At 37.0% G+C, this 25,926-nt stretch carries 28 protein-coding genes; 18 read left to right on the top strand and 10 right to left on the bottom strand.

Annotated elements, in window-relative coordinates:
- Positions 1 to 22: 22 nt before the first annotated feature.
- The 3 genes from RV04_RS07060 to RV04_RS13220 form a co-directional block, all read right to left on the bottom strand.
- Complete coding sequence (locus RV04_RS07060; RefSeq protein ID WP_071857775.1) at positions 23 to 2,389, bottom strand: phosphoketolase family protein; 2,367 nt, start codon at positions 2,387 to 2,389, stop codon at positions 23 to 25.
- Positions 2,390 to 2,638: 249 nt separating this feature from the next.
- On the bottom strand, positions 2,639 to 3,094 hold the full coding sequence (locus tag RV04_RS07055) for a DUF2188 domain-containing protein (protein ID WP_071857774.1): 456 nt from the start codon (positions 3,092 to 3,094) through the stop codon (positions 2,639 to 2,641).
- Between the two features lie 128 nt (positions 3,095 to 3,222).
- Positions 3,223 to 3,390, bottom strand: coding sequence for a hypothetical protein (locus RV04_RS13220; protein WP_169818192.1), 168 nt, complete (start codon positions 3,388 to 3,390; stop codon positions 3,223 to 3,225).
- A 183-nt stretch (positions 3,391 to 3,573) separates the two neighbouring features.
- Here RV04_RS13220 and RV04_RS07050 point away from each other — a divergent pair, with 183 nt between their 5' ends.
- From RV04_RS07050 to RV04_RS07040, 3 genes are all read left to right on the top strand, one after another.
- Complete coding sequence (locus RV04_RS07050) at positions 3,574 to 4,866, top strand: GntP family permease (protein WP_071857773.1); 1,293 nt, start codon at positions 3,574 to 3,576, stop codon at positions 4,864 to 4,866.
- 12 nt (positions 4,867 to 4,878) lie between these two features.
- On the top strand, positions 4,879 to 6,015 hold the full coding sequence (locus tag RV04_RS07045) for a glycerate kinase family protein (protein WP_071857772.1): 1,137 nt from the start codon (positions 4,879 to 4,881) through the stop codon (positions 6,013 to 6,015).
- A 65-nt stretch (positions 6,016 to 6,080) separates the two neighbouring features.
- Positions 6,081 to 7,088 carry a CdaR family transcriptional regulator gene (locus RV04_RS07040; RefSeq protein ID WP_071857771.1) on the top strand — a complete coding sequence of 336 codons (1,008 nt, stop codon included), beginning with the start codon at positions 6,081 to 6,083 and terminating at the stop codon, positions 7,086 to 7,088.
- 44 nt (positions 7,089 to 7,132) lie between these two features.
- Here the strand turns inward: RV04_RS07040 and RV04_RS07035 are convergent, their stop codons facing one another.
- Positions 7,133 to 8,077: an amidohydrolase family protein gene (locus RV04_RS07035; protein WP_245791066.1), complete on the bottom strand. Its 945-nt coding sequence runs from the start codon at positions 8,075 to 8,077 to the stop codon at positions 7,133 to 7,135.
- Between the two features lie 173 nt (positions 8,078 to 8,250).
- On the opposite strand from RV04_RS07035, the gene RV04_RS07030 reads away from it, so the two are divergent.
- On the top strand, positions 8,251 to 8,736 hold the full coding sequence (locus RV04_RS07030) for a TetR/AcrR family transcriptional regulator (protein WP_169818191.1): 486 nt from the start codon (positions 8,251 to 8,253) through the stop codon (positions 8,734 to 8,736).
- Positions 8,737 to 8,928: 192 nt separating this feature from the next.
- On the opposite strand, the gene ypfJ is transcribed toward RV04_RS07030, so the two are convergent.
- A complete protein-coding gene (gene ypfJ / locus RV04_RS07025) occupies positions 8,929 to 9,825 on the bottom strand; it encodes a KPN_02809 family neutral zinc metallopeptidase (protein WP_071857769.1) in 897 nt (298 codons plus the stop codon).
- Positions 9,826 to 10,166: 341 nt separating this feature from the next.
- Between ypfJ and RV04_RS07020 the strand changes: the two genes are divergently transcribed.
- The 6 genes from RV04_RS07020 (at position 10,167) to truA (ending at position 16,194) form a co-directional block, all read left to right on the top strand.
- A complete protein-coding gene (locus RV04_RS07020; RefSeq protein WP_071857768.1) occupies positions 10,167 to 11,573 on the top strand; it encodes a CHAP domain-containing protein in 1,407 nt (468 codons plus the stop codon).
- A 143-nt stretch (positions 11,574 to 11,716) separates the two neighbouring features.
- Positions 11,717 to 13,870, top strand: coding sequence for an ATP-dependent helicase (locus RV04_RS07015; RefSeq protein WP_071857767.1), 2,154 nt, complete (start codon positions 11,717 to 11,719; stop codon positions 13,868 to 13,870).
- Positions 13,871 to 13,875: 5 nt separating this feature from the next.
- On the top strand, positions 13,876 to 14,304 hold the full coding sequence (locus tag RV04_RS07010; protein ID WP_071857766.1) for a GNAT family N-acetyltransferase: 429 nt from the start codon (positions 13,876 to 13,878) through the stop codon (positions 14,302 to 14,304).
- Between the two features lie 16 nt (positions 14,305 to 14,320).
- Positions 14,321 to 14,725: a C-GCAxxG-C-C family protein gene (locus RV04_RS07005; protein ID WP_071857765.1), complete on the top strand. Its 405-nt coding sequence runs from the start codon at positions 14,321 to 14,323 to the stop codon at positions 14,723 to 14,725.
- A gap of 91 nt (positions 14,726 to 14,816) precedes the next feature.
- Positions 14,817 to 15,326, top strand: a complete 510-nt coding sequence (locus RV04_RS07000) for a DinB family protein (RefSeq protein ID WP_071857764.1) — start codon at positions 14,817 to 14,819, stop codon at positions 15,324 to 15,326.
- A gap of 130 nt (positions 15,327 to 15,456) precedes the next feature.
- Positions 15,457 to 16,194, top strand: coding sequence for a tRNA pseudouridine(38-40) synthase TruA (gene truA / locus RV04_RS06995; RefSeq protein WP_071857763.1), 738 nt, complete (start codon positions 15,457 to 15,459; stop codon positions 16,192 to 16,194).
- A 48-nt stretch (positions 16,195 to 16,242) separates the two neighbouring features.
- On the opposite strand, the gene RV04_RS06990 is transcribed toward truA, so the two are convergent.
- Together RV04_RS06990 and RV04_RS06985 are read right to left on the bottom strand one after the other, a co-directional pair.
- A complete protein-coding gene (locus tag RV04_RS06990) occupies positions 16,243 to 17,013 on the bottom strand; it encodes an ABC transporter permease (protein ID WP_071857762.1) in 771 nt (256 codons plus the stop codon).
- A complete protein-coding gene (locus RV04_RS06985; RefSeq protein ID WP_071857761.1) occupies positions 17,006 to 17,923 on the bottom strand; it encodes an ABC transporter ATP-binding protein in 918 nt (305 codons plus the stop codon). The genes RV04_RS06990 and RV04_RS06985 overlap by 8 nt, the downstream gene beginning before the upstream one ends.
- A 191-nt stretch (positions 17,924 to 18,114) precedes the next feature.
- Here RV04_RS06985 and RV04_RS06980 point away from each other — a divergent pair, with 191 nt between their 5' ends.
- The 7 genes from RV04_RS06980 to RV04_RS06950 all read left to right on the top strand — a co-directional run bounded on the left by RV04_RS06980 (position 18,115) and on the right by RV04_RS06950 (position 23,326).
- Complete coding sequence (locus tag RV04_RS06980; protein WP_071857760.1) at positions 18,115 to 18,816, top strand: DUF975 family protein; 702 nt, start codon at positions 18,115 to 18,117, stop codon at positions 18,814 to 18,816.
- 105 nt (positions 18,817 to 18,921) lie between these two features.
- The gene (locus tag RV04_RS06975) at positions 18,922 to 19,428 is read left to right on the top strand and encodes a DNA-3-methyladenine glycosylase I (RefSeq protein ID WP_071857759.1); all 507 of its coding nucleotides are present in this window, start codon (positions 18,922 to 18,924) and stop codon (positions 19,426 to 19,428) included.
- 33 nt (positions 19,429 to 19,461) lie between these two features.
- Positions 19,462 to 20,106, top strand: coding sequence for an endonuclease III domain-containing protein (locus RV04_RS06970; RefSeq protein WP_071857758.1), 645 nt, complete (start codon positions 19,462 to 19,464; stop codon positions 20,104 to 20,106).
- Positions 20,107 to 20,192: 86 nt separating this feature from the next.
- A complete protein-coding gene (map, locus tag RV04_RS06965; RefSeq protein WP_071857757.1) occupies positions 20,193 to 20,945 on the top strand; it encodes a type I methionyl aminopeptidase in 753 nt (250 codons plus the stop codon).
- Between the two features lie 117 nt (positions 20,946 to 21,062).
- Positions 21,063 to 22,091: an NAD-dependent epimerase/dehydratase family protein gene (locus tag RV04_RS06960; RefSeq protein ID WP_071857756.1), complete on the top strand. Its 1,029-nt coding sequence runs from the start codon at positions 21,063 to 21,065 to the stop codon at positions 22,089 to 22,091.
- 126 nt (positions 22,092 to 22,217) lie between these two features.
- Positions 22,218 to 23,045 (top strand): peptide-methionine (S)-S-oxide reductase MsrA, encoded by an 828-nt coding sequence (gene msrA, locus RV04_RS06955; RefSeq protein WP_071857755.1) that lies wholly within the window; start codon positions 22,218 to 22,220, stop codon positions 23,043 to 23,045.
- Positions 23,046 to 23,140: 95 nt separating this feature from the next.
- Positions 23,141 to 23,326, top strand: coding sequence for a hypothetical protein (locus RV04_RS06950; RefSeq protein WP_071857754.1), 186 nt, complete (start codon positions 23,141 to 23,143; stop codon positions 23,324 to 23,326).
- Between the two features lie 48 nt (positions 23,327 to 23,374).
- Here RV04_RS06950 and RV04_RS06945 read toward each other — a convergent pair whose 3' ends face one another.
- Positions 23,375 to 24,070, bottom strand: coding sequence for an SDR family NAD(P)-dependent oxidoreductase (locus tag RV04_RS06945; protein WP_071857753.1), 696 nt, complete (start codon positions 24,068 to 24,070; stop codon positions 23,375 to 23,377).
- Positions 24,071 to 24,187: 117 nt separating this feature from the next.
- Here RV04_RS06945 and RV04_RS06940 point away from each other — a divergent pair, with 117 nt between their 5' ends.
- Positions 24,188 to 24,622: a MerR family transcriptional regulator gene (locus tag RV04_RS06940; RefSeq protein ID WP_071857752.1), complete on the top strand. Its 435-nt coding sequence runs from the start codon at positions 24,188 to 24,190 to the stop codon at positions 24,620 to 24,622.
- Between the two features lie 105 nt (positions 24,623 to 24,727).
- Here RV04_RS06940 and RV04_RS06935 read toward each other — a convergent pair whose 3' ends face one another.
- Together RV04_RS06935 and RV04_RS06930 are read right to left on the bottom strand one after the other, a co-directional pair.
- Positions 24,728 to 25,603 (bottom strand): sulfite exporter TauE/SafE family protein, encoded by an 876-nt coding sequence (locus RV04_RS06935; protein ID WP_071857751.1) that lies wholly within the window; start codon positions 25,601 to 25,603, stop codon positions 24,728 to 24,730.
- A 104-nt stretch (positions 25,604 to 25,707) separates the two neighbouring features.
- The gene (locus RV04_RS06930) at positions 25,708 to 25,920 is read right to left on the bottom strand and encodes a tautomerase family protein (protein ID WP_071857750.1); all 213 of its coding nucleotides are present in this window, start codon (positions 25,918 to 25,920) and stop codon (positions 25,708 to 25,710) included.
- Between the last annotated feature and the right edge of the window lie 6 nt (positions 25,921 to 25,926).

Genomic DNA, 25,926 nt, shown 5'->3' with positions numbered 1-25,926 from the left:
CAAGGCTTTTTTAAGACTAGTATTACTTGCTTAAATTTTCCCATTTCCAATTTTCAACTTCTGGAATATCGATTCCTTCTGAACGAATATAGTCATGATGGAATTGTAGTGTTTCATCCATTTTAGTTGAAAAGGCTTGTGCTTTCAAGCCATACACTGCATTGGCAGCATCTTGTGCTAAATGAAAACGATCCATCTCGCTGAAGACACGCATATCAAATGGGGTAGTAATGTCACCATTTTCACGATAACCATGAATATGCAAATGATGATTTGCACGATCGAAGAAAATATCTTTCACCATTCCTTCGTAGCCATGGAAAGCAAAGACGATTGGTTTATCAGTAGTGAATAATTCGTTGAATTGGACATCACTTAAACCACGAGGATCGACATCAGGATGACGTAACTTCAATAAATCAACTACATTGATAAAACGAATTTTAAGATCTGGATATTGTTTATTTAATAGTGAGATCGCAGCTAAAGCTTCTAGGTTTGGCTCAGTTCCGGCCGCTGCAATGACTACGTCAGGTTCTTCACCATTGTCAGTACTTGCCCAATCAATTACTTTCAAACCTTTTTCAACTAATTCTTCTGCTTCTTCTGCAGAGTAGAATTGTGGGCGAGGTTGTTTGCTAGAAACGATCAAGTTAATCACTTGTTCATCTTGCATCGCTTTATCCATAACAGCCATCAAGCTGTTCGCATCGGCTGGTAAATATTCGCGAATAAATTCCGGTTTTTTCTCTGCTAAATGCGTCAATACACCAGGATCTTGGTGGGTATAGCCGTTGTGGTCTTGTTGGAAAACCGTAGAAGTAGCCATAATATTCAATGCTGGATATTTTTTACGCCAAGCATGCGCACTGGCTTTACGCATCCATTTGAAATGTTGTGTCAACATAGAATCAACAACGCGTAAAAATGATTCATAACTAGCAAAGAAACCATGACGACCCGTTAGAACATAGCCTTCTAAGAAACCTTCAGCTTGGTGTTCAGAAAGTTGACCATCGATGACCCGGCCGGCTGAGGATTGCCATTCGTCATTACTGGTTTTAGGTTCTAACCATTGACGATTTGTAACGTCAAATATTTTGTTCAAACGATTTGATTTTGTTTCATCTGGACCAAAAATACGGAAGTTGTCGGGATTTTCGGAAATCATATCTCGTGCTTGTTGACCAAACACGATCATATCTTGAGCAATCACTGCACCCGGTGTGCTAGTATCAATCGCGTATTGTTTCCAGTTAGGCATCTTCATTGGTTTAGGATCAAGGCCACCATTAGTAATAGGGTTAGTAGACATCCGTTTATGTCCTTTAGGAGATAATGCTTTTACTTCAGCGCTAATTTTTCCGGATTCATCAAATAATTCATCTGGACGATAGGATTTTAACCAATTAACTAATTTATCGATATGTTCCATATGTTCAGAATCTACTGGAATTGGAACTTGGTGTGCTCTAAAAGTACCTGAAATTTGTTCGCCATCCCAAGTGTCTGGGCCAGTCCAGCCTTTTGGCGTACGGAAAATAATCACTGGCCAATGAGGCATAACTGCTTCGTCAGCATTGTTTTTTCTAGCTTCCGTTTGAATTTTTTTGATTTCAGTAATAACATCATCTAACGTTTTTGCCATCATTGGATGTACTTCTTTAGGATCGGTTCCTTCAACAAAATAAGGTTTCCAGCCAAGTCCTTCAAAGTATTTGGTTAATTCTTCATCAGATTTACGAGCTAAAATTGTTGGGTTAGAGATTTTGCCACCGTTCAAGTAAAGAATGGGTAAAACAGCTCCATCATTGACTGGATTGATAAATACATTAGAAAACCAACCAGCTGATAAAGGACCTGTTTCCGCTTCACCATCACCAACAACAGTGGCTGCAATTACATCTGGATTATCTAAAATAGCACCAGTTGCATGAGACAAGGCATATCCTAATTCGCCACCTTCGTGAATCGAACCGGGTGTTTCAGGAGCCGCATGAGAGGCGATTCCACCTGGGAAAGAGAAAATTTTACATAGTTTTTTTAACCCTTCTTCGCTTTCTGGATATTCTGGATAAATTTCTGAGTAGCTACCATCGATATAAGAATTAGAAACCATCACTTGACCACCGTGACCAGGGCCTTCAATGTAGAACATATTTAAATCATATTTATTGATGGCACGATTTAAATGTGCATACACAAAGTTCTGACCAGCAATAGTTCCCCAGTGACCAATTGGATGTGTTTTAACGTCTTCTTTTTTGATTGGACGTCTTAATAGAGGATTGTCTTTCAAATACATTTGAGCAACAGAAATATAGTTTGCAGCACGCCACCAAGCATCAACAGTATCTAAATATTCTTGGTTATCATAATTTGTTGTCATGGTAAAACTCCTTTATAGTGAAATTTACTTTTATTATTCTAATACAATATACCTTTATCTTGTGAGTTTGTAAACTATTAAATTAAAAGAATAAAAAATAGTGTTTTTGAGCGAGTGTTTATTCCTAATACGTGCCGAAATAATTATGTTTATTTAATTGTTTTCAATATATTCCGACTTTTGTAAACGAAAAAGCACGATAAATAAATCAATGACTGATTTGTTTATCGTGCAAAAAAGACAAGTATTTTAGAAATTCAGATAATTATGTGTCTGCTGTAAAGTTCCATCTTTTTTATATATTTTTACGGAAGATTGTTTATTTTTTGCGATTTCTTTGGCTCTTTTAATAGCAGCTTCTTTTTTATCAAAAGTTTCGCTCGCGTGAGTTCCACCATCAGAAATGACACTCCAATGATTGTTCTCGTATTTTAATAATATATCTGCATTCATCAGTTTTTGAGCATGTTTATTTTTTTCATGTGGATCAGTTTTTTGTGGAACTGGGGTTTGCTGAAAGGCTTTTTTTTCAGTTGGTGAGGCAGCTGTGTACCATTTTTCGGCTTGACTAGTCGCAATAGGAATAGCACGATTATCTGGATAACCGTCCACTAATAAGGCATTGGCGATATCAATTGCTTTTTTACGGATTAAGGGATCTAAATTTTTCATTGAAACGGGGTAGTCCTGCATATTCCAAGGCATAATAAATTCCTCCTTAAACACTCTAAGATAATTAAACCTTACTATGGTACTGTTCGTTTTAAAATCATTCTGCTCAAAAAGTACCCTCAATAGTTTGAAGGTACAGCTCTATATTTTTATTTTAAAGGCTAGTCTTTTCTGATTTTAGAGACATGTCGACTATGACCACCAATTTTTTCAGCGAATTGATCGGATTCTTGTTTACTTTGGAATACCCAAAGTTTTTCAGGGTCTTTTTCACGGGTTCTTTGACCTTCTTTACCAATGTAACCATGTAGGACTTTGACAACATACATAAGATCACCTGCTTTTTTAGTTTGGCTTATAGTATACGAATTCCTAAACCGAAAGCAATTTATTTGCTTTCGGTTTAGGATTAATTGTGCAAATGCACAATTAATCCTGTGAATCTACCAATTTTATTTATCAATGAAATTGGTAGAATGAAAACGTAAACAAAATTAAAGGAGATGATTCATATGCCGAATATTATAGTGCCGTGGTATGCAGCAATTACTGGATTACTTTTGGCTATTTTTTTGATTTTAAAGAAAATGAATCCGGTTTATTCATTATTTTTAGGTGCAATTATTGGGTGTTTATTAGGCGGTGCTTCATTAAGTGATACGGTAAATATCTTAGTTGCAGGAACTCAGAGCATCATGGGGACGGCTATTCGGGTGTTAGCAGCAGGAATGCTCGCGGGAGTCATGATGGAGTCGGGTGCGGCGGAATCAATAGCCCATGCTATTGTAAAAAAATTAGGGGCTAACAAAGCACTTTTATCCTTGGCATTGTCTACGATGATCATTACTGCGGTAGGTGTATTTATACCAGTTGCTGTCTTGATAGTGGCACCAATCGCATTGTCTGTGGGAAGGCAAACAGGAATCGGTAAATTAGCCTTATTAACAGCGCTATCCGGTGGAGGTAAAGCAGGGAATATTATTTCGCCAAATCCAAATACGATCGCTGCAGCGAATGGTTTCAAATTAGATCTAAGTAGTGTGATGATTGCTGGTTTCATACCAGCTGTTTGTGGTTTGATTACAGCCGTTGTAATTGCTAGTCTGATTAAAAAGAAAGGAATCATGGTTCAAGATAGTGATATTGAAGAAAGAAAAGAAAAACAGTTGATGCCCTTGAATAAAGCTTTGATTGCTCCGGTCTTATCGATTGTTTTGCTATTGATCAATCCCATTGGTACGATGTTGCACATCCAAGTTTTAACAAATTTAAAAATAGATGCCATGTATATTTTACCGTTTGCTTCAATCGTTGGTACAATTGCAATGGGGCACATCCATCAAATTCGAGATTATTCTAAAGCAGGACTTTATCGAGTGACAGATACTGTGTTGATTTTAATTGGAGCCGGAGCAATTGCTGGATTGATTTCTGTATCAGATCTTTCAAAACAAGTAGTCCATTTAATCTCAGTATCAGGTATTTCTGGCACTTTCTTGGCACCGATTTCTGGAATATTGATGGGCTTGGCTGTTGGTTCTACGTCAACAGCAGTTATTCTAGCAACCGGCTCTTTTGGAAATGCTATTTTAGCTACTGGAACAGCACCATTGGCGGCAGCAGTAATGGTTCATACCGGTGCTACAGTGATTGATAGCGTACCACAAGGAAATTATTTTCATATTACGGCGAACAGTATGCATATGTCGATTAAAGAACGGATGAAAGTTATTCCGTATGAATTTTGTGTAGGTGGTGTTATGACGATCGTGGCCACCGTTTTATATGGCTTTATTTTGAAATAAGGAGAAATTACGATGGAAAAAACATTTGTATTAGCACCAGATTCGTTTAAAGAAAGTATGAGTGCTAAAAAAGCCTGTGAAGCAATGGAACGGGGAATTCGGAAAGTTATACCAGCAGCTAAAATCATCCAGGTACCAATGGCAGATGGTGGCGAAGGGACTGTCGATGCTTTGGTCGACGGGAGTGATGGTAAACGAGTCACTATTGAAGTGTCTGGTCCGATTCCAACAGAAAAAGTAACTACCTATTATGGTTTATTAGCCGATAAAAAGACTGCGGTCATGGAAATGGCTAAGGCGAACGGCATCGAATTATTACCAGAAAATAAAAGAAACCCATTGATTACATCAACGTATGGGACAGGAGAAATGATCAAAGCTGCATTGGATCAAGGCGTTGAGAAAATTATTATCGGCATTGGAGGAAGTGTGACCAATGATGGCGGTGCCGGGATGGCCCAAGCCTTGGGAGTACGTTTGTTAGATGAATCGGGTATAGAATTGTCAGTTGGCGGTGGTGGGCTTTCTAAATTGGCATCGATTGATGTGACAGGAATCGATCCACGTATTAAACAAACAGAAATTATTATTGCTAGTGATGTAACCAATCCTCTAGTGGGAGAAAATGGTGCTTCGGTTGTATTCGGTCCACAAAAAGGAGCAACACCAGAAATGGTTCAATCATTAGATGAAAATCTAACTCATTATGCGAAAGTTATTCAAAAGGAATTAAAGATTGACATTAAAGATCAACCAGGAGCGGGAGCAGCGGGTGGCTTAGGCGCAGGTTTGTTAGTGTTTACCAATGCTAGTATGCGTTCAGGAATTGATTTAGTTATTGAATTAACGAATTTGACTGATAAAATTCAACAAGCAGACTATGTTTTTACTGGTGAAGGTGGCATGGACTTTCAAACAAAATTTGGCAAAGCCCCTTATGGTGTTGCCAAGGTAGCGAAGCAATTGAAAAAGCCCGTTTTTGCATGTGCAGGTTATATCGGTGAACAAGTTGAAGTACTCTATGATGAAGGGATCACTGCGATCTTTGGGATCTTGGCTAAGGCAGGATCATTAGAAGACGCATTGAAAGATGGTGAAACCAATTTAGAACGGACAGTCGAAAATATTGTTCGTGTATTGAATGAGTAAATGCACAAAAAAACTATGGCATGGGTTACAATAAAATCAAAGCACTTTCATAGGAATGGTGGACGATGAGTAATCTATTAACAAAAGAGCAAGCTAATTTGATCGTAAAAAAATTGATGGCCGATATTCCTTACAATATCAATATCATGAACGAACAGGGATATATTATCGCTAGCGGTAAAAATCATCGAATCGGTGAACGTCATCGCGGAGCGGAGCATGCAATTAAACAAAAAGCGATGGTCGAAATTTTTAAAGATACCTCTTTAGAAAAGCGTGGAACTAATGAACCAATTATTCTGAATGATGAATTATTAGGAGTAGTTGGAATCTCGGGAGATCCTGAAGAGGTACGTCCATTTACTAAATTAGTTAAATCGATTGTCTTGCTATTGATAGAAGAACTGAATGAATTCAGCAAGAAAGAAAAAAAGAAACAGCAGCGTACCGATTTTATAAAAGATCTTTTTCTCGCAGAAGGCAACTATAGTGAAGAATTTGAAAAACGATCTTTAGAAAATTATGGTATTAATTTATTACGCCCTAATCGCTGTATTTTAGCAACGGAACAACAGGTTTTAAGGAAATTATTTCCTTTGGAGGAACTCTTTGAATGGCGAAATAAATTCTTAGTTTTTATCGATACAGAAGTCGAATTGAACACAGAAGTAGCTAAGATTATCGTTAGTTCGGATCGTTTAAATCTGAGTCGCTCAATGAAAGAAGTCGAAAACACACTTTTATATTTACAATTTTCAAAGATACCTTTTGATCAAACATTTTTCACAGCGGATGTCTATTTTGCTCATTTATTTGACTTTCCAATTGAACTTGATCAAGAGCTGTTAAAAAAAGTGAATGATATCTATGATGAATATTATGAAACGCTTGTTGCCTTTGCTAATAATAGTACAAATGTCAAAGCTGGGGCTGAGCAATTGGGAATTCATCGTAACACGTTGAATTATCGAATCGAGCGCATCCAGACATTAACTCAAAAAGATCCTCGGAACTGGTCCGCTCTATGGACATTAATGTACCACTTTGCCTATTGTTTTAAACAAAGAAATTAAAAAGTCATCCTATTTCAAGTGAGATAGGATGACTTTTTTGTGGGTTATTTTCCTAAAAGGGTTTGGGCATTTTTGTAAAAAAGTAATTGTTTTTCTTCAGCTGAAAATAGTGGAGTATCTTCAATTTTTTGTGCCATACTTTGAATTGTTTTCGCTGGAGTATAAGGAAAGTCAGCGCCATAAAGTAATTGCTCTGGAGATATGATTTGTAGCAGTGTAGGTAGTTGGTATGGGAGCACCATACCAGCTAAATCAAAATATAGATTTTTTTGTTGCAGTACTTCTAATAAATTATCTGGAACCATTGCATCAGGATCAGCTAAAAATTTATTGCCTTCAGTAATTCGTTGGGCAATCACCGGTAGTAAAGCTCCAGCATGAGGAATGATCCAAGTAATATTAGGATAACGTGAAAAAATTTGATTAGCAGCTAAATTTACAATTGCGCGCGTCGTATCAAAGAAAAATTCCATCAAAGGTGTTTTAATTGTTTCAGCAGCATGAATATTTTGTTGATGTGGTTCTGTTGGATGAATCATGATTTTTGCCTTTCGCGTGTTCAAATCCGCCATGATTTCATCTAATTTAGCATCTCCGAGATAAATTCCTTGGCAGTTTGTTGGAAAAGCAAACCCAAAAGCACTAGCTGAAAAGCGTTGGATTGTTTCAAGACTGTTCTCAATTGAGGGCAGGGGAAGACTTGCACAGAAAGAAAATTTATCTGGATACGTTTGACTTAAGTGTTCTGCTTCAAGATTGATTGCTTGAATCAGCTCTTTTGTTTCACTTGCAGAGCCTAGACTAGGATGAGGACTAGATAACGAAATTACGGAATGCGTAATTCCAGTATCTTGCATTAATTGCAAATGTTCAGTTGGGGACCATTCAGGGGTTAAGACCCCATCCGCTTTTCCAGCATAATATTTTTCTAAATAGTCAGCGTAATTTTTAGGGATAAAGTGGGTATGAAAATCAATTTTATTAATCATTTGAATTCCTGCTTTCTTTAATGTACTTTTAGTTTAAAGTAAATTATTCAAATAAAGGAGGTACAGAATCACTGATTCTGTTTCATTTTATGAGGAAATTATCGCATAGCAAACAAAGTTTATTAGATGCCCTAGCGTATTTTTTGACGTATGAATCAGTGGAAGACATCAAAGTGTCTGAACTGATCAAGCACGCTGGAATTAGCCGCTCGACATTTTATCGTTCATTTGAGACGAAAGAGATGTTCTTTCAATGGGTATTAGATTTTCATATGGAAGGATTATCAGGAGCTGCCAAATATACTGCAAATACACCGACTGTATTTTATGAGCATTATTTTCATTACCTTTATGAACATGCGATTTATTTTAAAACATTTAATAGCAGCTCGATGTGGCCTGAATTTCATTATCGAATGACTCAAATCGGTATCGAGGTTTATCAAACGTTTATTTACAGTAAAATTCAAAATGAAAAAGTCAGTCGTTTGATCAGTCATTATATTATCAATGCTCATATCGGGGTCGCGATGGCTTGGCTAAATGAGAAAAATTTACAGCCGCCAAATAAAGTAGCCCAATTAGTTGCAACAATGACAGAGCAGGCCTTGGCCAGTCAGCACATTGTTTTATCTGAAATTTTTCCATATCAAAAATAGTAAATATCTAATGAGTTTGTGTTTATAAATAAGAGGCTAAGGTAAAAGTAGTAGATACTTTTGCCTTAGCCTCTTTTGATAAGTAAAGACTTTTTGACAATGGTGTTAGATCACTCTAGGCAAAAGGTATAATATCTAGCAATTACACCAATTGCTAGAAGCTGAGTGACTTTTGTTTCAATCATATATTTCTTAAGCTGCAGTTGCTAAGTCAAGTTTTTTTTCATTAAACGTATTTCCATGTTCTAAATCACCATATTTATAGCCACGCTTGAACCAGTCGACACGTTGCTGACTAGTTCCGTGAGTAAAGCTATCTGGAACGACATATCCTTGATATTCTTTTTGTAAGGTATCGTCGCCAATCGCATTAGCTGCAGTGATGGCCTCTTCAATATCGCCTTCTTCTATAATTGGCTGACCCTGATATGTTTGTCCCGCTAAATACTTAGAGAAACAACCAGCTAGATAATCGGCTTGTAGTTCCAAACGAACACTGTATTGATTGTACTCTGTTTCGGATACACGTTTTCGAATTTTATCTAATTGATTGGTAATACCTAATTGATTTTGAACATGGTGGCCAACTTCGTGAGCAATGACGTATGCCATCGCATAATCGCCAGTTGCCCCGTACTTAGTGGATAATTCATCTGCAAAACTCAAATCTAAATACACATTTTGATCTGCGGGACAGTAAAACGGACCTACTTGAGAAGTCGCTTGTCCGCAAGCTGAATTGACGCTATCAGTAAATAAAACAAGTTTGGGATTTTGATAAGTTTCATTTCGAGCATCAAATTCTTGCTTCCAATAATCCTCTAGATGAGCAAAGACAACTGCGGCAAACTCTTTTTGTTCGGTATATTCTTTTGAAGCAACATTTTCTGTTTCATATGTTGCTGGTGTGATTCCACCACCTAAAGTGTCTGTGACAGTGCTCAAATCACCACCTGAAATAAAAAAGAAAATAACCGCAATCAAAATGACACCTAAGCCGCCGCCAGTTGCCATTTTTCCTACTGGCCGGCGGCTACTTCCTGAACGATCTTCTACATTCGTACTCTGTCGATCTCCTCGCCAACGCATCCTTTTTTCCTCCATATTCTTTTAATCTAATTTTACGGGATAACGGAAAGAGTGACCAAGGATATGCCTTAATAATGAGAAACAATTGCTAATGGGTAAGTTTATATTCAAATAAATAACTTTTCGAAATAAAAAAATAAAAATAACATTTATTTTTATTTTTATTGAATGGAATTAGTAGTTGAGTGAAGGTATCTAATTCAATCACCGAATAAAAAACAATATTGAAATATAACTGTAACATTTCTTTTATCTGCGTGATATATGCCTATGATAGAATTACATCTGACATTAAGAAAGAAATTATTTTAAATTAATATATTATCCGGAGGAAGTAATTAGTGAAAAAGAGTTTACTATCAGCGTTGTTGGTATGCACCATCGCTGTATCAGCAGTCCCGAATATTGCATTAGCAGATACTTATGATCAACAGATCCAAGAAAAAGATCAAAAAATCAGCGAATTACAAGGAAAACAATCCGACGTTCAAACACAAATCAATGAGTTAACCAATGAAATTGCTACGGTTAGCGATAAAGTTAAAACTTTAGAAGCAAAACAAGAACAATTAAATACTGATACAATGAAATTGCAAGATAAAATTGCAGTTTTGAAAGTTCGTATCGCTAAACGTAATGAAGTAATTAAAAGCCAAGCACGTGATACGCAGGTTAAAGGACAAGCCTCTAACTATGTTTCTGCTGTTTTAGAAGCTGATTCATTATCCGATGTTGTTGGGCGTGTTCAAGCAATGTCTACAATGGTGAAAGCCAACCATTCATTGATGGAACAACAAAAAGCCGATGAAAAATCAGTGGAACAAAAAGTAAAAGATAATGAAGCAAAAGTAGCTGAAGTCAAAGCTAATCAAGCTGAATTAGAAACACAAAAAAATGAAATTGCCAATAAGCAAGCTGAATTGAATGTTGTCAAAGCAAACTATGCTGCAGAACAAGCAACTGCAGAACAAGATAAATCTAAATTGAAGAAGCAGCAAGAAGCAGCAAAAGCAGAACAAGCGCGCATCTTGAAACAACAACAAGAAGCGGAAAAAGCACGTAAAGCAGAAGAAGCTCGTCAAGCTAAAGAAGCAGCAAAAGCTCAAAAAGCATTTGAAGCTTCACAAGCAAAAGCGGCAGCGGAAGAAGCAGCAAAAGCAGAAAAAGAAGCAACTGCCGAAGCTTCTTCATCAAGTAAAGTAGAAGAAAGTTCAACAACTGCATCATCTTCTACTGCAGTATCTTCTTCATCAAGCAAACAAGAAGACAGTTCAACGACTACATCATCTTCAGCTACGAATACAACTGAAACGTCGACAAATGATACTTCATCTTCTGAAGATACTGAAGTGACAGTACCATCAACTCCAAGTACAGGTGGTAAAGTTGATCACACTGGTGAAGGCAATATGTATGCATACGGTCAATGTACATGGTACGTAAAAAGTGTTGCACCGTGGGCTGGAACTTATTGGGGTAACGGTTGTCAATGGGGTGCATCAGCCGCAGCTGATGGTTTCCAAGTAGATGGTACGCCAGCAGCTGGCGCAATCGTTAGTTTTGCCCAAGGTCAATCCGTTGGTACGTGGAATGCAGATTCTACTTATGGACACGTAGCCTACGTACAATCTTATAATGCTTCTAACAATACGATTACGATCACACAAGGTGGTATGGGCTTCTCAAATCCAGGTGGACCTAATACTGCAACATTAAGCGCAGCAGGCTTAACATATATTCACCCATAAGCAAACTATTTAAAGCTTCCGATTTTATCGGGAGCTTTTTTATTTACGATTCATTTACAGTCGATAGTAAAACTATTAAAACAAACGAATTTAGGTATAATAAGTAGGTATGGATTTTTAGATAGAAAGGAAACACACTATTCATGTCCAAGCTTTCTGATTACATAAAAGATGAGTTGATCGAAAATGATAGCGATAAAAACAAAACAATCAACTATTTAGTTAAACAAAATAATGGGTTGATGTTCAGTGAATCACAGCTAAGTGCGATTCAATTTCCTATGCAAACTCATTTACGAATCATTGCAGGAGCGGGTAGCGGAAAAACACAGACAATTTGTGCAAAAGCTGCCTATCTTATTCTAGAAAAAAAAATTGCGCCTCAAAAAATTATAATGTGTACCTTCTCTCGTAAAGCAAAATTAGAGATGGAAGCACGAGTGAATCGGTATCTTGGTGGCAATGCACGAGTGAAAGTTCAAACGTTTCATGGTTGGTTCAATGGGGAATACAATGAATTGATTCGAAATAATCCAACTTTAAAACAATGGGGAATCACCGGATCAATCGATGAAGATCAATATTATCAAACAGTCAATCAATTGATCAAAAAATATCGCTTATATAATTTTGATAAATTTGAAGAACGAACAATTAGTTCACGAATCAGTTATTGGCGAAATATGGGTTACTCTGATGCTGAGATGGTCCAGTTTGTCGCCAAGTATTTTGATAAAGAAGATTTGCTCCCTAATCAGAGACTGAGTGAAATATTCCAAAAATTTTTGGCAGAATTATCATTGATAAAACAAAATCAACAGTTTATTAATTTTGATGACATGTTGTTCAATTTGAAAATCATTTTAGAAAATGATGCAGCTGCACGAAAAACGGTGCAAACAAAATATCAGTATATTTTTATTGACGAGTTTCAAGATATTAATCCATTACAAAAACAAATCGTAGCCCTGATTTGTCCACCGGATAAAAATCGTCTTCTAAAACACATGAGTAAATTGATCATTGTAGGAGATGACGATCAGAGTATCTATTATTTTCGCGGAGCAGAACCTAAATATATCCAACAATTTGAAGAAGAATATCAGCAAACATCGCTAAAGCTAATGACTAATTACCGCTCAGAAGCCCCAATCGTTGCGGCGGGCAATCAGTTGATCAAGTATAACAAACACGATCGCTTAGAAAAAACGATGACCGCCGCAAAAACAGCTGCAAACCATGATTGTTATAGTATGAGTTTTCCTGATGATGATGTTGAGGCTACATGGATTGGACAAAAAATTCAAACTTTAGCCAAGGTAGCTCCGTTAAGAGATGGCAGTCCAGATTATCGTGACACGATGGTCCTTTATCCTACGCGGGGCCAACTACGATCATTGTTAAAACAATTGGAAAAACAAAAGGTTCCCTTTGTAACGCCCTCAAATGATGATTTGTTAGGAATATTCGGCTTGCCTTTGTTCAAAAATTTATTTCAGCAATTACAACAAATGGCCGAGGCTTCGAATGCAGCTCAAAAAAATATGGCTTTAAAAAATATTATTCAGCAATATGCTTTTTTTCATTTCATTAAATTTGGAACGAGTACAAAATTTAGCGAAGAGCTGTTTAGTAAAAACAAATTTAAAATCAATGATTTAGTTACTTTTTTAGTGAAAGAAAAGAATATTTCATTAGCTGCTCAATCATTGGCTAAAGCTTTTTTCAAACAAGTATATCTGTTCTACCAACGAAGAGAATTAGATTTAGCGCCAGTAGCTCAAGCCCTGCTTTCTACGCCGAAATTCAAAAAAGATTTGAGTGAAGAAGAAGCCGACTGGCTGTCCAAAGAATTATTAGCTGCGGCAAATTGGGCGGGGTTAATAGAGGCGTTCAAACAAGCGAGTCAGCAAAATCAAGGAATGAAACGTCGACTAAAAGAATATGATCAAGACAAATTGAATGCTGTGTATTTATTATCGATCCATTCTAGTAAAGGGTTAGGAAAGAAAAACGTCTTTATCAAGGGTGTGTATCAAGATGCCTTGCCTAATCATCACACTGTTAAAAAAGCAGCATGCAATCTTCAACAGGCAAAAGAGCAAGGAGCACCGCCAACAATGTTGGAAGAACAGCGCCGCTTGATGTACGTGGCGATCACACGTGCCAAAGAAAATCTCTATGTCACCTTTCCGCAAATGATTAATAATAAAGCCGTTGATCCCTCGCCATTTATTCAAGAAGCGGGTCTAGTGACTAAAAAGTATCGCAAACCCATTGAAAAAGAGGAGGTTTGATTCAAATGAAAATAGAAACGGGTAATGAATCCTATTTGAGAGCCGCGAGTTGTTATGTTCGCATGAATGTCTTTGTAATAGAACGTTATCTGGCAATCGTAGATGAGTTTGATACTCAAGATACTGCTGAAACCATCTATAGCGTTATCTTTGATGAATTTAAACCTGTGGCAACCGCTCGTTTACTGATTGAAAATGAACAAACTGTTCGAATTGGTCGTGTGGCGACTTTAAAAGAATATCGGGGACAGAATCTTGGCAGCCAAGTAGTCTCAGTCTTAGAAGCTTGCGCTATTGAACGAGGCTATCAGCAAAGTCTTGTCCATGCTGAATTAACCGCTGAAATTTTTTATCAAAAAATGAGTTATAGTCGGATCGGAGAGCCTTACACTGAAGATGGGGTCGACTGTATTACACTGATGAAAGTTTTTTAAAAGGGAGCATGTATTGATGAGACAATCGGAAAAAGCAGTTGCTTATTTTCAAAAAGGGCTTAATTGTTGTCAGGCGATCAATTGCAGCTATCGAGAATTCATGGATATTAGTGAAAAAGAAGCGATTGTTCTGGGAGAAAAGTATGGCGGCGGTCTGTATGAGGGAATCTGTGGAGCGCTAGCAGGAAATTTCATCGTAATCAATCAGCTTGTTCAGCAAGGCAATCCAATCGATCCAGCCATCAGCCAAAGTACTCAAACAGAACAATTATTTAAAAAAATGAAACAGGATTTTGAAAGGACTCATGGTTCTATTTATTGTGAGCGACTTTTGGGCAAAAATAATTGTGACTGTTATGTTCAAACGGCGGCAAAAATATTGGAACAGTCTTTTGAAGATTTGGACGAGGCTTTCTTTTGATAGCTTCGTTTTTTGATAGTTTAGAGTAGATAGTTGCTCAATTTTGATTGGCGTAGTAAGGTAAAAATAGAAAAAAGTGGGAGGAAATGCAATGAAAAACACTGAGTTTGCAACAGAAATGTTAGATCGCGCACAAGAACGTTTTGAAGAAACGTTGACACAATTGACGATAGAAGAAGCCAATAAAATGCCAGAACCATTGATTAAATCAGTTGCTTGGTTGATGTGGCACACGGCGCGAGAAATTGATTTACAAATTTCAGATCTTAACAAAAGTGAACCGCTTTGGACAAGTGAAGGGTGGACGAAAAAATTTGCTTTAGACTTGCCTGATGACACCCAGGATTGGCAGCATACACCAGAAGAAGCAGCAAAAGTTGTAGTCGAAGATTATCAATTACTCAAAGATTATTTGGCCGATAGTATTACATTTACTAAAAATTATTTGAAAGAATTACCTGAAGAAAAATTGAGTGATATTATTGATACGAACTGGACGCCACCTGTTACTCGTCAAGACAGAATCATTTCAGTTGTCGATGATGCCGCTATGCATTCCGGTCAAGCGGTCTATACTAGAAGATTAGTGATTGGAAAATAGAGACAAATAGACTTAGTATTTTTACTAAGTCTATTTTTTCTTTTTAACTATTTACTAGAGCCTGTCAGGGATATGTGGTACATTGAGTCAGTAGAAAAATAGAATTTTTGAATAGGAGATTTTGTAAATAATGAGAAATATCAAATTGACCATTGAGTATGATGGTAAACGTTATTTAGGCTGGCAACGATTAGGCGATTCAGAAAAAACGATCCAAGGTAAAATTGAAAGTGTTATTACTCAAATGACGACAGAAAAAATCGAAATCATTGGATCAGGTAGAACCGATGCCGGCACCCATGCTCTTGGTCAAGTGGCTAACTTTAAGACAAACTCAGAAATGTCGTTAAATGATATGTTGAGTTTTTTCAATCGTTATCTACCAAGTGATATCGTAGTAAAAAAAGTCGAAGAAATGCCCGAACGTTTCCATGCACGTTACAATGTCAAAGGAAAACAATATAGCTATTATGTTTGGAATAATCCGATTCCAACGGCCTTTGAACGTTATCATAGTTTTTATTTCCCGCAAAAATTAGATATTGCTAAAATGAATGAAGCCTGCGAGAAATTAGAAGGTACGCACGATTTTATTGGTTTTTCGGCCTTGAAAAAAAGTAAAAAATCAACCACTCGAACCATCGATGCGATTACCATTGAACAAGAAGGGAATATGTTGCATTTTACTTTTGTCGGAAATGGCTTTTTGCATAAGATGGTCCGTATCTTAATGGGCACGATTTTAGAAATTGGAGCTGGAAAATTACCCGTAACGATCATCGATGAAGTATTGGAACAAAAAGTCCGTGAAGCAGCTGGGGAAACAGCGCCTGCACAAGGTTTGTTCTTAGATGAAGTCTATTATTAAAAAGAATCTGGTACAAAAGTATATGTTACTTTTGTACCAGATTCTTTTTTAACTTCTTAGGCCGCGTCCGCGATCAATCAAATACCAGCACACACTGTAAAGTACCGCAATGAATAAAACTAAGATACTCATTGAAACTACGATCGAAACATCCATCACTCCAAGAAACCCATAACGGAAACCAGAGATCATATAGACGATCGGATTGATTTTTGAGACAGCCTGCCAAAAAGGCGGTAGCATCGAAATCGCATAAAAGACGCCACCAAGATAAGTTAATGGTTGTAAAACAAAGGTTGGAACAATCGAAACGTCATCAAAAGATTGGGCAAAAATACCGTTTAACAATCCAGCTAATGAAAATAAAATCGCCGTCATTAGTAAGGTGATCACGACGATTCCCCAAGAAAAGACGTGTAGGGGCACAAATAGTAATGAGATAATCGTGACTAAGGCACTGACTAAAATACTACGGCCAACACCACCAGCAACGAATCCCCAAATAATGATATGAGTCGGTACTGGAGCGACTAATAGTTCTTCGATATTCTTTTGAAATTTTTGTGAAAAAAATGAAGAAGAAACATTTGCATAAGAACTCGTGATCGAAGACATCATGATCAAACCAGGTACGATGAATTGCATATAAGAAAAGCCAGCCATGTCTCCGATCCGGCCACCAATCAAATTACCAAAGATCACAAAATATAAAGAGGTCGTAATAACCGGCGGCACTAAAGTTTGCACCCAGATTCGTAAATAACGGTTCGTTTCCTTTGCTGCTAAACTTTTTAAAGCAGTGAAATATAAATTAAACATGATTTCCCTCCGTGATTTTTAGGAATAGTTCTTCCAAGCGATTTGATTTATTGCGCATCGATAGTACTTTGATTCCTTGTTTTGTCAGCTGTTCAAACAAATCATTGATTCCTTGATCACGTACGACTTCGACTTCTAAAGTCTGACTATCAGCAAAAGTATGTTTAAATCCTGTGATAGTAGGTAGAGTTTGATACGGTTCTAAGTCAAAAATAAATGTTTCAAATTGAAGTTTAGCTAAGAGTGATTTCATGCTAGTATTTTCAATCAATTCACCAGATTGGATGATTCCGATATTCCGGCATAACATTTCAGCTTCCTCTAAATAATGTGTCGTCAAAATAATCGTCGTTCCTTGCTCATTTAGCTCACGTAGGAATGTCCACATTTCACGCCGGAGTTCAATGTCGACACCAGCCGTCGGTTCATCTAGGATTAGTAACCTAGGTTCATGCATCAACGCGCGAGCAATCATCAAGCGACGTTTCATCCCCCCTGAAAGCATCCGAGCACGAACATGACGCTTTTCCCATAAGTTTGATTGTTTTAAATATTTTTCACTACGAATCAAAGCTTCTTTTTTTGAAACACCATAATATCCAGCTTGATTGACGACGATTTGTTGGACGGTTTCAAAAGGATTGAAATTAAATTCTTGCGGAACCAAGCCGATCTGTTGTTTGGCACTGACCAAATCAGTATCCAGATCGTAATCAAAAACAGTGACTTTTCCAGATGTTTTATTGACTAATGAAGTAATGATTCCGATCGTTGTTGATTTTCCGGCACCATTTGGTCCAAGCAGTGCATAGAAGTCGCCTTCTTCAACGATCAAGTTAATACCTTTAAGTGCTTCGACGCCCGTGGCATACTTTTTTCTTAAATCTTTTATCTCTAGAGCATGTGTCATGAACGGTAATCTCCTTATTTTATCTGATTTCTTATTTTATCATTCATTTACTTAAAATATGTTGGAATAATTGGAAGATATAAAAATAAATAGTTAAGTGTCTGTTAGAGCGCAAAAGTGAATGAAAGATGTTGTAAAATGACTTTTAATATTAACTACTTTATACTTATCAATAGAGAGGAGGAGATTATATGAAAACAACAAGTGAATTAAAGATGGAAGCCAAACAGCTTCTTAAAGGTCGTTGGGGAAAAGCCGTTCTTTTGAACCTTATTCCAACATTATTGGGGATCGCAGTTTTGTTCTTTGTATTTCTAGCCGGAGCAATTTGGTTTGTACTTCACGGTTCAGGCGATGGCATGATTTCATCGGTATCGGAGTATCAACAAAGTAATGCTAGTGGGGGTGGCACCAGTCTAGTTTCGGCTATAATTAGTGCACTATTTATGAGTGGGATTTCTTGGACCTATTTGGATATACTACGTGGTGAAAAAAATGAAATCGTACCATTTAAGGATGCCTTTCGTGGTTTCCAAGGAGTCTTTCTGGGTGGAGTAATTTTACTAGCTATTGTAACGAATATTTTTATCTCACTATGGACACTATTACTGATTATTCCAGGGATCGTTAAAGCCTATGCTTATGCACAAAGCTATTTTATCTATTATGATCAGATTCAACAAACAGGTGAAAAACCTAAAATATTGGATACGATCACGGCAAGTCGTCGTTTGATGAAGGGACAGAAAGGCCGCTTATTCTGGCTTGATTTGTCATTCATTGGTTGGCACATTTTAGCACTATTAACTATAGGGATTGGCTATTTATGGTTGAATCCGTATATCTCTGCTACAAAGGCCGCTTTTTACGAAGATTTGCAGAATAATCTATAAAAAAGTGTCTGGATCAACCCAAAGTTGATTCAGACGCTTTTTTTAGTTATTGATGATAGGATAATTGTAATAGCTAGTACATAGATTGGAAGAGGAATAGATTGTATGAAGAACTATCAATGGTACAGTGATCAGTGGGGAAAACCCACGAAAGACGATTCGTTACTTTTTTTATTATTGATCGTGGGAATTTTTCAAGTAGGTTTGAGTTGGAAAGTTGCTGCTAGTAAACGAGATGTTTTTGAACGAAATTTTTGTCAGCTAGATATTTCTAAAGTAGCGGCGTTATTTCCAGAAGAGCTTGAAAAAATTAGTCAAGATCCAGCCATGATCCGCAATCCAAGAAAAATTAAGGCAGTGGTTCAAAATGCTCAAGCGATCATACTTTTACAAGCTGATTATGATAGTTTTGCTGATTATTTGTGGGATTTTGTGGGTGGAGTACCACTGATTTATGAATGTGAAGCGAAAGATATGGTCAAAAATGTCGTGCCAGAAGCTACTTTGATAGCTAAAGATATGAAAAAAAGAGGCTTTATTTTTGTTGGCCCAGTAGTGACTACGATGTTTTTAAAAGCTGCTGGAATCATTCAAGATCAAGTTTGGGAATAATGGTTTTTAAAATAAATCAGTCAGGAAAATAGGATGATTACAAACATTGAAGAACTTTATACCGCATTTGAAAAATTTATGGATCAACGACGTTGGTGGGATACAGATAATAAATGGGAAATCTTACTAGGTGCTATTTTGGTACAAAATACGAATTGGCGAAATGTCGATTATGCATTGTTTAATTTGAAGGCAGCCACTGATTTTTTACCAACAAAAATTCTTCAATTAAGTGAAGATCAGTTACAAGAAATGGTTCGTCCTAGTGGTTTCTATAAAGCCAAATCTGCGACGATTTTACGATTGCTTCGGTGGTTCTCTGCGTTTGATTTTGATTTAAAAAAAATAGCAGCAATGGATTTTGAAGAGCTGCGGAAAGAATTATTAGCAATCAAAGGTATTGGTGAGGAAACAGCCGATGTCTTATTGGTCTATGTGTTTGGAAAATCGACATTTGTCGCAGATAAATATGCACAACGGTTATTTAGTAAAATGGGATTTGAAGTGAGTGGGTACAAACAATTAAAAAGCAAAATTGATTGGCCCACTGAAATGAATTCCATAAAAGCTCAAAATTTACATGGTTGGATTGTTGCTTATGGACAAGTATACTTAAAAAATGATTCACAGTGGCAACAAGGACCTTTGAAAAGGTTTAAATTGAAATTAAATTCATAGCATCTATGCTTAGTAAAAAGACGGATACTTTTCTAAATCAGCGATTCATGATATAACTAGCAAAGTATTGATGAAGGAGTATGAAGATGGTCACATTAAAATCAGCAAGAGAAATCGAACAAATGAAAGAATCCGGCGCAATCTTAGCGGGCATCCATAAACAATTACGGGCATTTATCGTCCCAGGGATCACGACGAAAGAAATCGATCAATTTGTCCAAGCAAAAGTCGAAGCTGCTGGAGCGACTGCAGCTCAAATTGGTTTTGAAGGGTATGAATTTGCAACTTGTACAAGTGTAAATGATGAAATCTGTCATGGTTTTCCATCTAACTATCGCTTAAAAGAAGGCGATGTTTTAAAAGTAGATTTTTGTGTGGACTATCATGGCGCAATTTCCGATAGTTGTTGGACATATGCAATCGGTAAGATAACTCCAGAACACCAGGCGTTGATGGAGGTAACAAAAGAAGCATTGATGATCGGAATTGAAGAAGCGCAAATAGGAAATCGTGTGGGCGACATTGGTCATGCCATCCAAACATATGCTGAGGCTAAGGGATATGGTGTCGTTCAAGACTTTCTTGCTCATGGCATTGGACCAACCATTCATGAAGAACCATTTTTTCCACATTTTGGTGCGGCTGGGAAAGGTACACGCTTAAAAGAAGGTATGACGATCACGATCGAACCGATGATCACAACAGGAACTTGGGAAGCCGGAATCGACGGAAATGGTTGGACTGCGCGGACATTAGATGGCAGTTTTTGTGCGCAATATGAACACTCAATTGCGATTACTAAAGAAGGTCCTGTAATTATGACCGAACAAGATGCCTAAAACGAAAAGACATTCAGATAATTCTGAGTGTCTTTTTTATTTTAAATCAAACAAACCTATTGCCCTCAACTATGGTTTAGGGTTTAAAGTAAGGAAAACTTGATGGAGGTCTATAAAATGACAAATAAAGTATTAGTAACAGGTGGTACAGGATTTTTAGGAATACAAATGATTTTCCAACTATTAAACAAAGGCTATGATGTACGCACGACTGTACGTTCTTTAAAAAGTAAAGCTAAGGTACTCGCTACCTTGGAAAAGAATAACGTTAAAAATATCCAACTACTTTCTTTTATTGAAGCCGATTTATCAGAAGATGATCATTGGGAAGAAGCAATGAGTGATCGAGACTATGTGTTGAGTGTTGCTTCTCCCGTCTTTTTTGAAATCCCTAAAGATGAGGCTGAAGTGATCCGTCCAGCGGTGGAAGGAATCATTCGGATCTTAAAGGCAGCTAATCGTACTCAGGTCAAACGTGTCGTGATGACTTCAAATTTCGGTGCTATCGGATTTACTAATCGTGACTGGGATTCTGTAACGACAGAAAAAAATTGGACAGATGAACATGCAAAAGGGTTATCTGCTTATGAAAAATCAAAATTATTAGCAGAAAAGGCAGCTTGGAAATATATTGAAACAGAAGCGAAGGACTTAGAATTTACCATGGTTAATCCAGTAGCTATTTTGGGACCTTCATTGGATAGCCATGTTTCAGGTAGCTTTGATTTAGTAAAAAATATTATGAATGGTACTATGAAGCAAATGCCAAAACTTCAGTTGAATGTCGTCGATGTACGTGACGTTGTTGATATACACATCCGAGCAATGGTAACACCACAAGCTGTCGGCCAACGTTTTATTGCATCAGCAGACGGAATGATTTCATTACCAGAAATCGCACAATTGATTAAAAAGGAACGCCCCCAAGTTGCAGGAAATATCTCTACTAAAACAATGCCTAGTTGGCTACTAAAAGCAGCCTCATATATAAATGCGACTGCGAAAGAAGGGCAATTCATGATGGAAATGAATCGTAATGTCAGCAATGCAAAAGCTAGAGAAATATTGGGATGGACGCCGATCGGAACAAAAGAAGCTGCGGTTTTAGCAGCCGTGGATAGTTTGCTAGCGTATCAATTAGTTTAGTTGCTAAAGAATAGCGTCTGAGTATACATGTTTATGTATACTCTTTTTGAATCCTAAAGTTCGCTTAATTACCTATAGTATGATAAATTTCAGATGAAATTTAAGGTGTTGAAGGAGACGATCATCATGCGGACGACAGAAGAAATACTGAAAGAGATCTATAACCTAATATTGAATCCTAGCACCAGAGAATGGGAACGCTATCTATTAACAAACACGAAAGATAATTTAGAGGCTCAAGGAAATGAAAGTGAGCAATTAGCCAAATTAGAAATGGAGTTGCGACCACTTGCGATACGGAATAATTTAACACCGGACGTATCTGATTTTTATCAACGCTTAATTGGGAAGGATGTCCAAGTAACGACATTGGATGAACATCAAATACGAGACCCTCAATTTCAAGAAAGGGCTATTTTTGCTGGTGGCTGCTTTTGGTGTATGGTAGAACCGTTTGAGACGCAAGCAGGAATCGTCTCTGTGTTATCTGGTTATACAGGTGGAAAATTGTCTCATCCTAGTTATGATCAAGTCAACAGTGGGATGAGTGGACATGTAGAAGCAGTCGAAATTATTTTTGACACACGAATCATCAGTTACCAAGATTTACTAGATCTTTATTGGCAAATCATTGATCCAACGGATGCTTTGGGTCAGTTTCAAGATCGAGGACTTCAGTATCGACCGATTATTTTTACAACAACATCAGAACAAATTAGACTCGCTGAAAGTAAAAGACAGCAGATCGTAGATTCCAATACATATAAAAAGCCGATCATTGTCGAAATAAAGGAAGCTGCAAGCTTTTGGCCCGCCGAAAATTATCATCAAGAATTTTATAAGAAGCAACCTAAACGATACAAAGCAATCAAACGGGCACGCCAACAGTTTTTGACGTACCGACATCTTAGAGGAAAATTACGTAATAAAATCGGACTAAAGAATCTTTATTAAACAAAATAGAGATGGACAAAATCGTAAAAGATACTTCTTTTTTCGTTTCTACTATCAGCTTCATTATATGATGTAGAAGAAATGGGGGGAGTTCAATGTTAAAAGCGTTGTTGGTATTGACGTTACTTACGATTTTTACTTCTTTTAATTTGTTGGAAAAAGTACAAAAAAAGCAGATTGATACGCAGTACATGCTATGGATCATTGTTCAAAATGTTTGTCTTGGCATGATGTTGATGATTTTGATTTTTATATTACTTAAAGGTAGAACGCTAATTTAAATAAAAAAAGGAAGTCCTAAAATAAGGAGGCTTCCTTTTTTACAATGCCTATTTTAATTCGCCATAGATTTCTAAAAATGCTCCTTGGTGAGATTGTTCATCTAAAAGAATTGCGGTGATTTTTTCAGCAACATCTTCAGGAGTATGAAAGCCTTCAGCGGTCATATTTCCATTAAGATCTGTCGTAGTTGGTCCGGGATGAATGCTAAATGTTTCAAGCTGTTTATTTTCTTTTTCAAAATCGATCGCCATTGCTTGCATCATGACATTTTGAGCAGCTTTGGTTGATTTATAAGCAAATGGATTCCAGTAAGGATTTGCTCCAGTTGGAATCGTGATATTGACGATTCGGCCATGATTTCCTTCTAAAAGTGGTAATAAACCTTGAGTCAATTGGAAGGTACCAAAGAAGTTTACTTGCATCGTTGCCTTTAAATCGTTAAGTTCTTCCTCCCAACTTAAACCATGACCACCAGGAATTCCGGCATTATTGATCAATAAATCAAGCGCCATAAAATCTTTGTTAATCGTTTGGATAGCTGCGCTGATTGTAGTAGGATCACTAAGATCAATTAGTACAAAATCAACTTGCGCAACCCCAATTTTTTGTAATTTATTGACAGCAGCTTCAGCTCTTGCTTGATTACGTGCACCGACCAGAACATGCCAACCTTTCAGTCCAAGATTTTGAGCGATGGCATAACCGATGCCTTTGTTTGCACCAGTGATTAAAACAGTTTTCATAATAAAACCTCCGTTTTGACTAATTTTTATTTTTGATTTATTGTAAGCATACGCCCTAAACCTAGGTTTAGGGCAACTAAATTGTTTATAAAGTTTGCATGTAAAGGAGAGAATACCATGCTTGAAACTTATACGATCAAAGACGTAGCAGAAAAATTCAATTTAACGATTTCGACGATTCGTTATTATGATAAGAAAGGGCTCTTGCCTTTTGTTGAAAAAAATACTTCAGGTTATCGTGAATTTACCAATTCAGATCTCAATATGATCCATACGATTTGTTGTTTAAAAAATACCGGGATGCCTATCAATGAAATCAAACAATATATTGACTACTGTATGGCAGGCTCAAAAACGATCCCCCAAAGAAAAGCTTTACTTCAAGCACATAAAGAAGCTGTCTTAGCGCAGCAAGCGCAATTAATGGAGAGTTTGGAAGAAATCGACATTAAATTAAATCGCTATAATTCATCAGCAGCCAAACAAATTATTGATACCCAGATTGCTTATGTAAAGGCAGAAAAAGCTCAATTGAAGATGGGATTGCAGTAAATTCGTTAAATTAAAAAGATAGTTCTAAATTCTTATTTTTAGCATATTAGTGCTGTAATTTAAAAGTAAAAAAAACCACCCAATTTTTTAAGTTGGGTGGTTTCTTTATTCGGCGATAGTTTTTCGCGCTTTGAGAATGTATTGAATGCCTGTGTAGAAAATAATAATGATCACTAAGTAGGTGACTAAAGAGATGTTCAGACTCGTTAAGAACTGTGAGGCGATGATCACGCCTGGAATCCCTCCGATAGTAATAGCTAAAGCGATTTTTCTTGAATAGGCTTTTTTACGGATGAAATTGATGCTTGCTACAGGTTGGAGACCTGCACACGAGCACATCATGATCGGAAAAGCCGCTAGAGGTGTCATACCCAACATGTAAACCATCGCCATGCAAGGGGCATATAAGCCAACTCCGACAGTCATCAAGGCGCCAAAAAAGAAATTCCCAATGATACCTACAATTAGTTTTATTCCGCTTAGTCCCATGGCTGTATTGCCTTCGCCTAATAAAGCGATAACTTGAGTTTGACGCAATAACATTAATGCGGCAGTGATCAATAAAGCCCAACCAATCCATTTCTGAATGGCTTTTTCAGAAAGCCGAGTGACAAATTTTGAACCAAACCATGAACCAACAATTGCTGCAACAATCAGTGCGACCAAAGTGACAGCATCGACTTTGATGACTGTTACAAAAATGATGGCTTCTGTTAAAACAGGAAGGGCATGGCCGACATTCAAAATACCAGGAAGTTTTCGGTCATCCTTGTTTTGCTTCGTTGCATTCAACATCATCGTTGTTAAAGCAAAACTTCCGATCCCAATCGTATCGGCAAAATCAGCGATAAAACCAATCATTCCATTAACCAACCAACTGCCCGGACCTAAATCCCCCCGATGTGTCCATACATCCCATAGAAGCATGACTGCTTGAAAAACCATCAGACTGATTAAAATAAAAAAGATAATCTGTGCCATAAGTCCTCCTTAATTATTTTTCTTGATTATACCAATAATCAAAGAAGAAAACTTATGTAATTTTATTAGATTGAAAAAACAATAAATTATCAATTGCGTTTGAGCTAAAAATCAGCTTTGATGACGATCTCTTCTCCCGCTGTTTCTCCTTCGATGACATCATTCCATTGATCTGCTTCAATCTCTTTAAAAGAAACGGAGACGACATTAGGTTCACAATTTAATTCCTTTACTACAAAATCTTGGAGCTTTTCTGCAAAAGCTTGTTTTACTTCTGGTGTGCGACCTGGATATAGTTTTACAGATAAATGTGGCATATTTTT

This window comes from Enterococcus hermanniensis (assembly GCF_001885945.1).
Lineage (GTDB): Bacteria > Bacillota > Bacilli > Lactobacillales > Enterococcaceae > Enterococcus_A > Enterococcus_A hermanniensis.
Note: the sequence above shows the minus strand (reverse complement) of the source record. Positions and strands in the feature narration are given on the sequence as shown.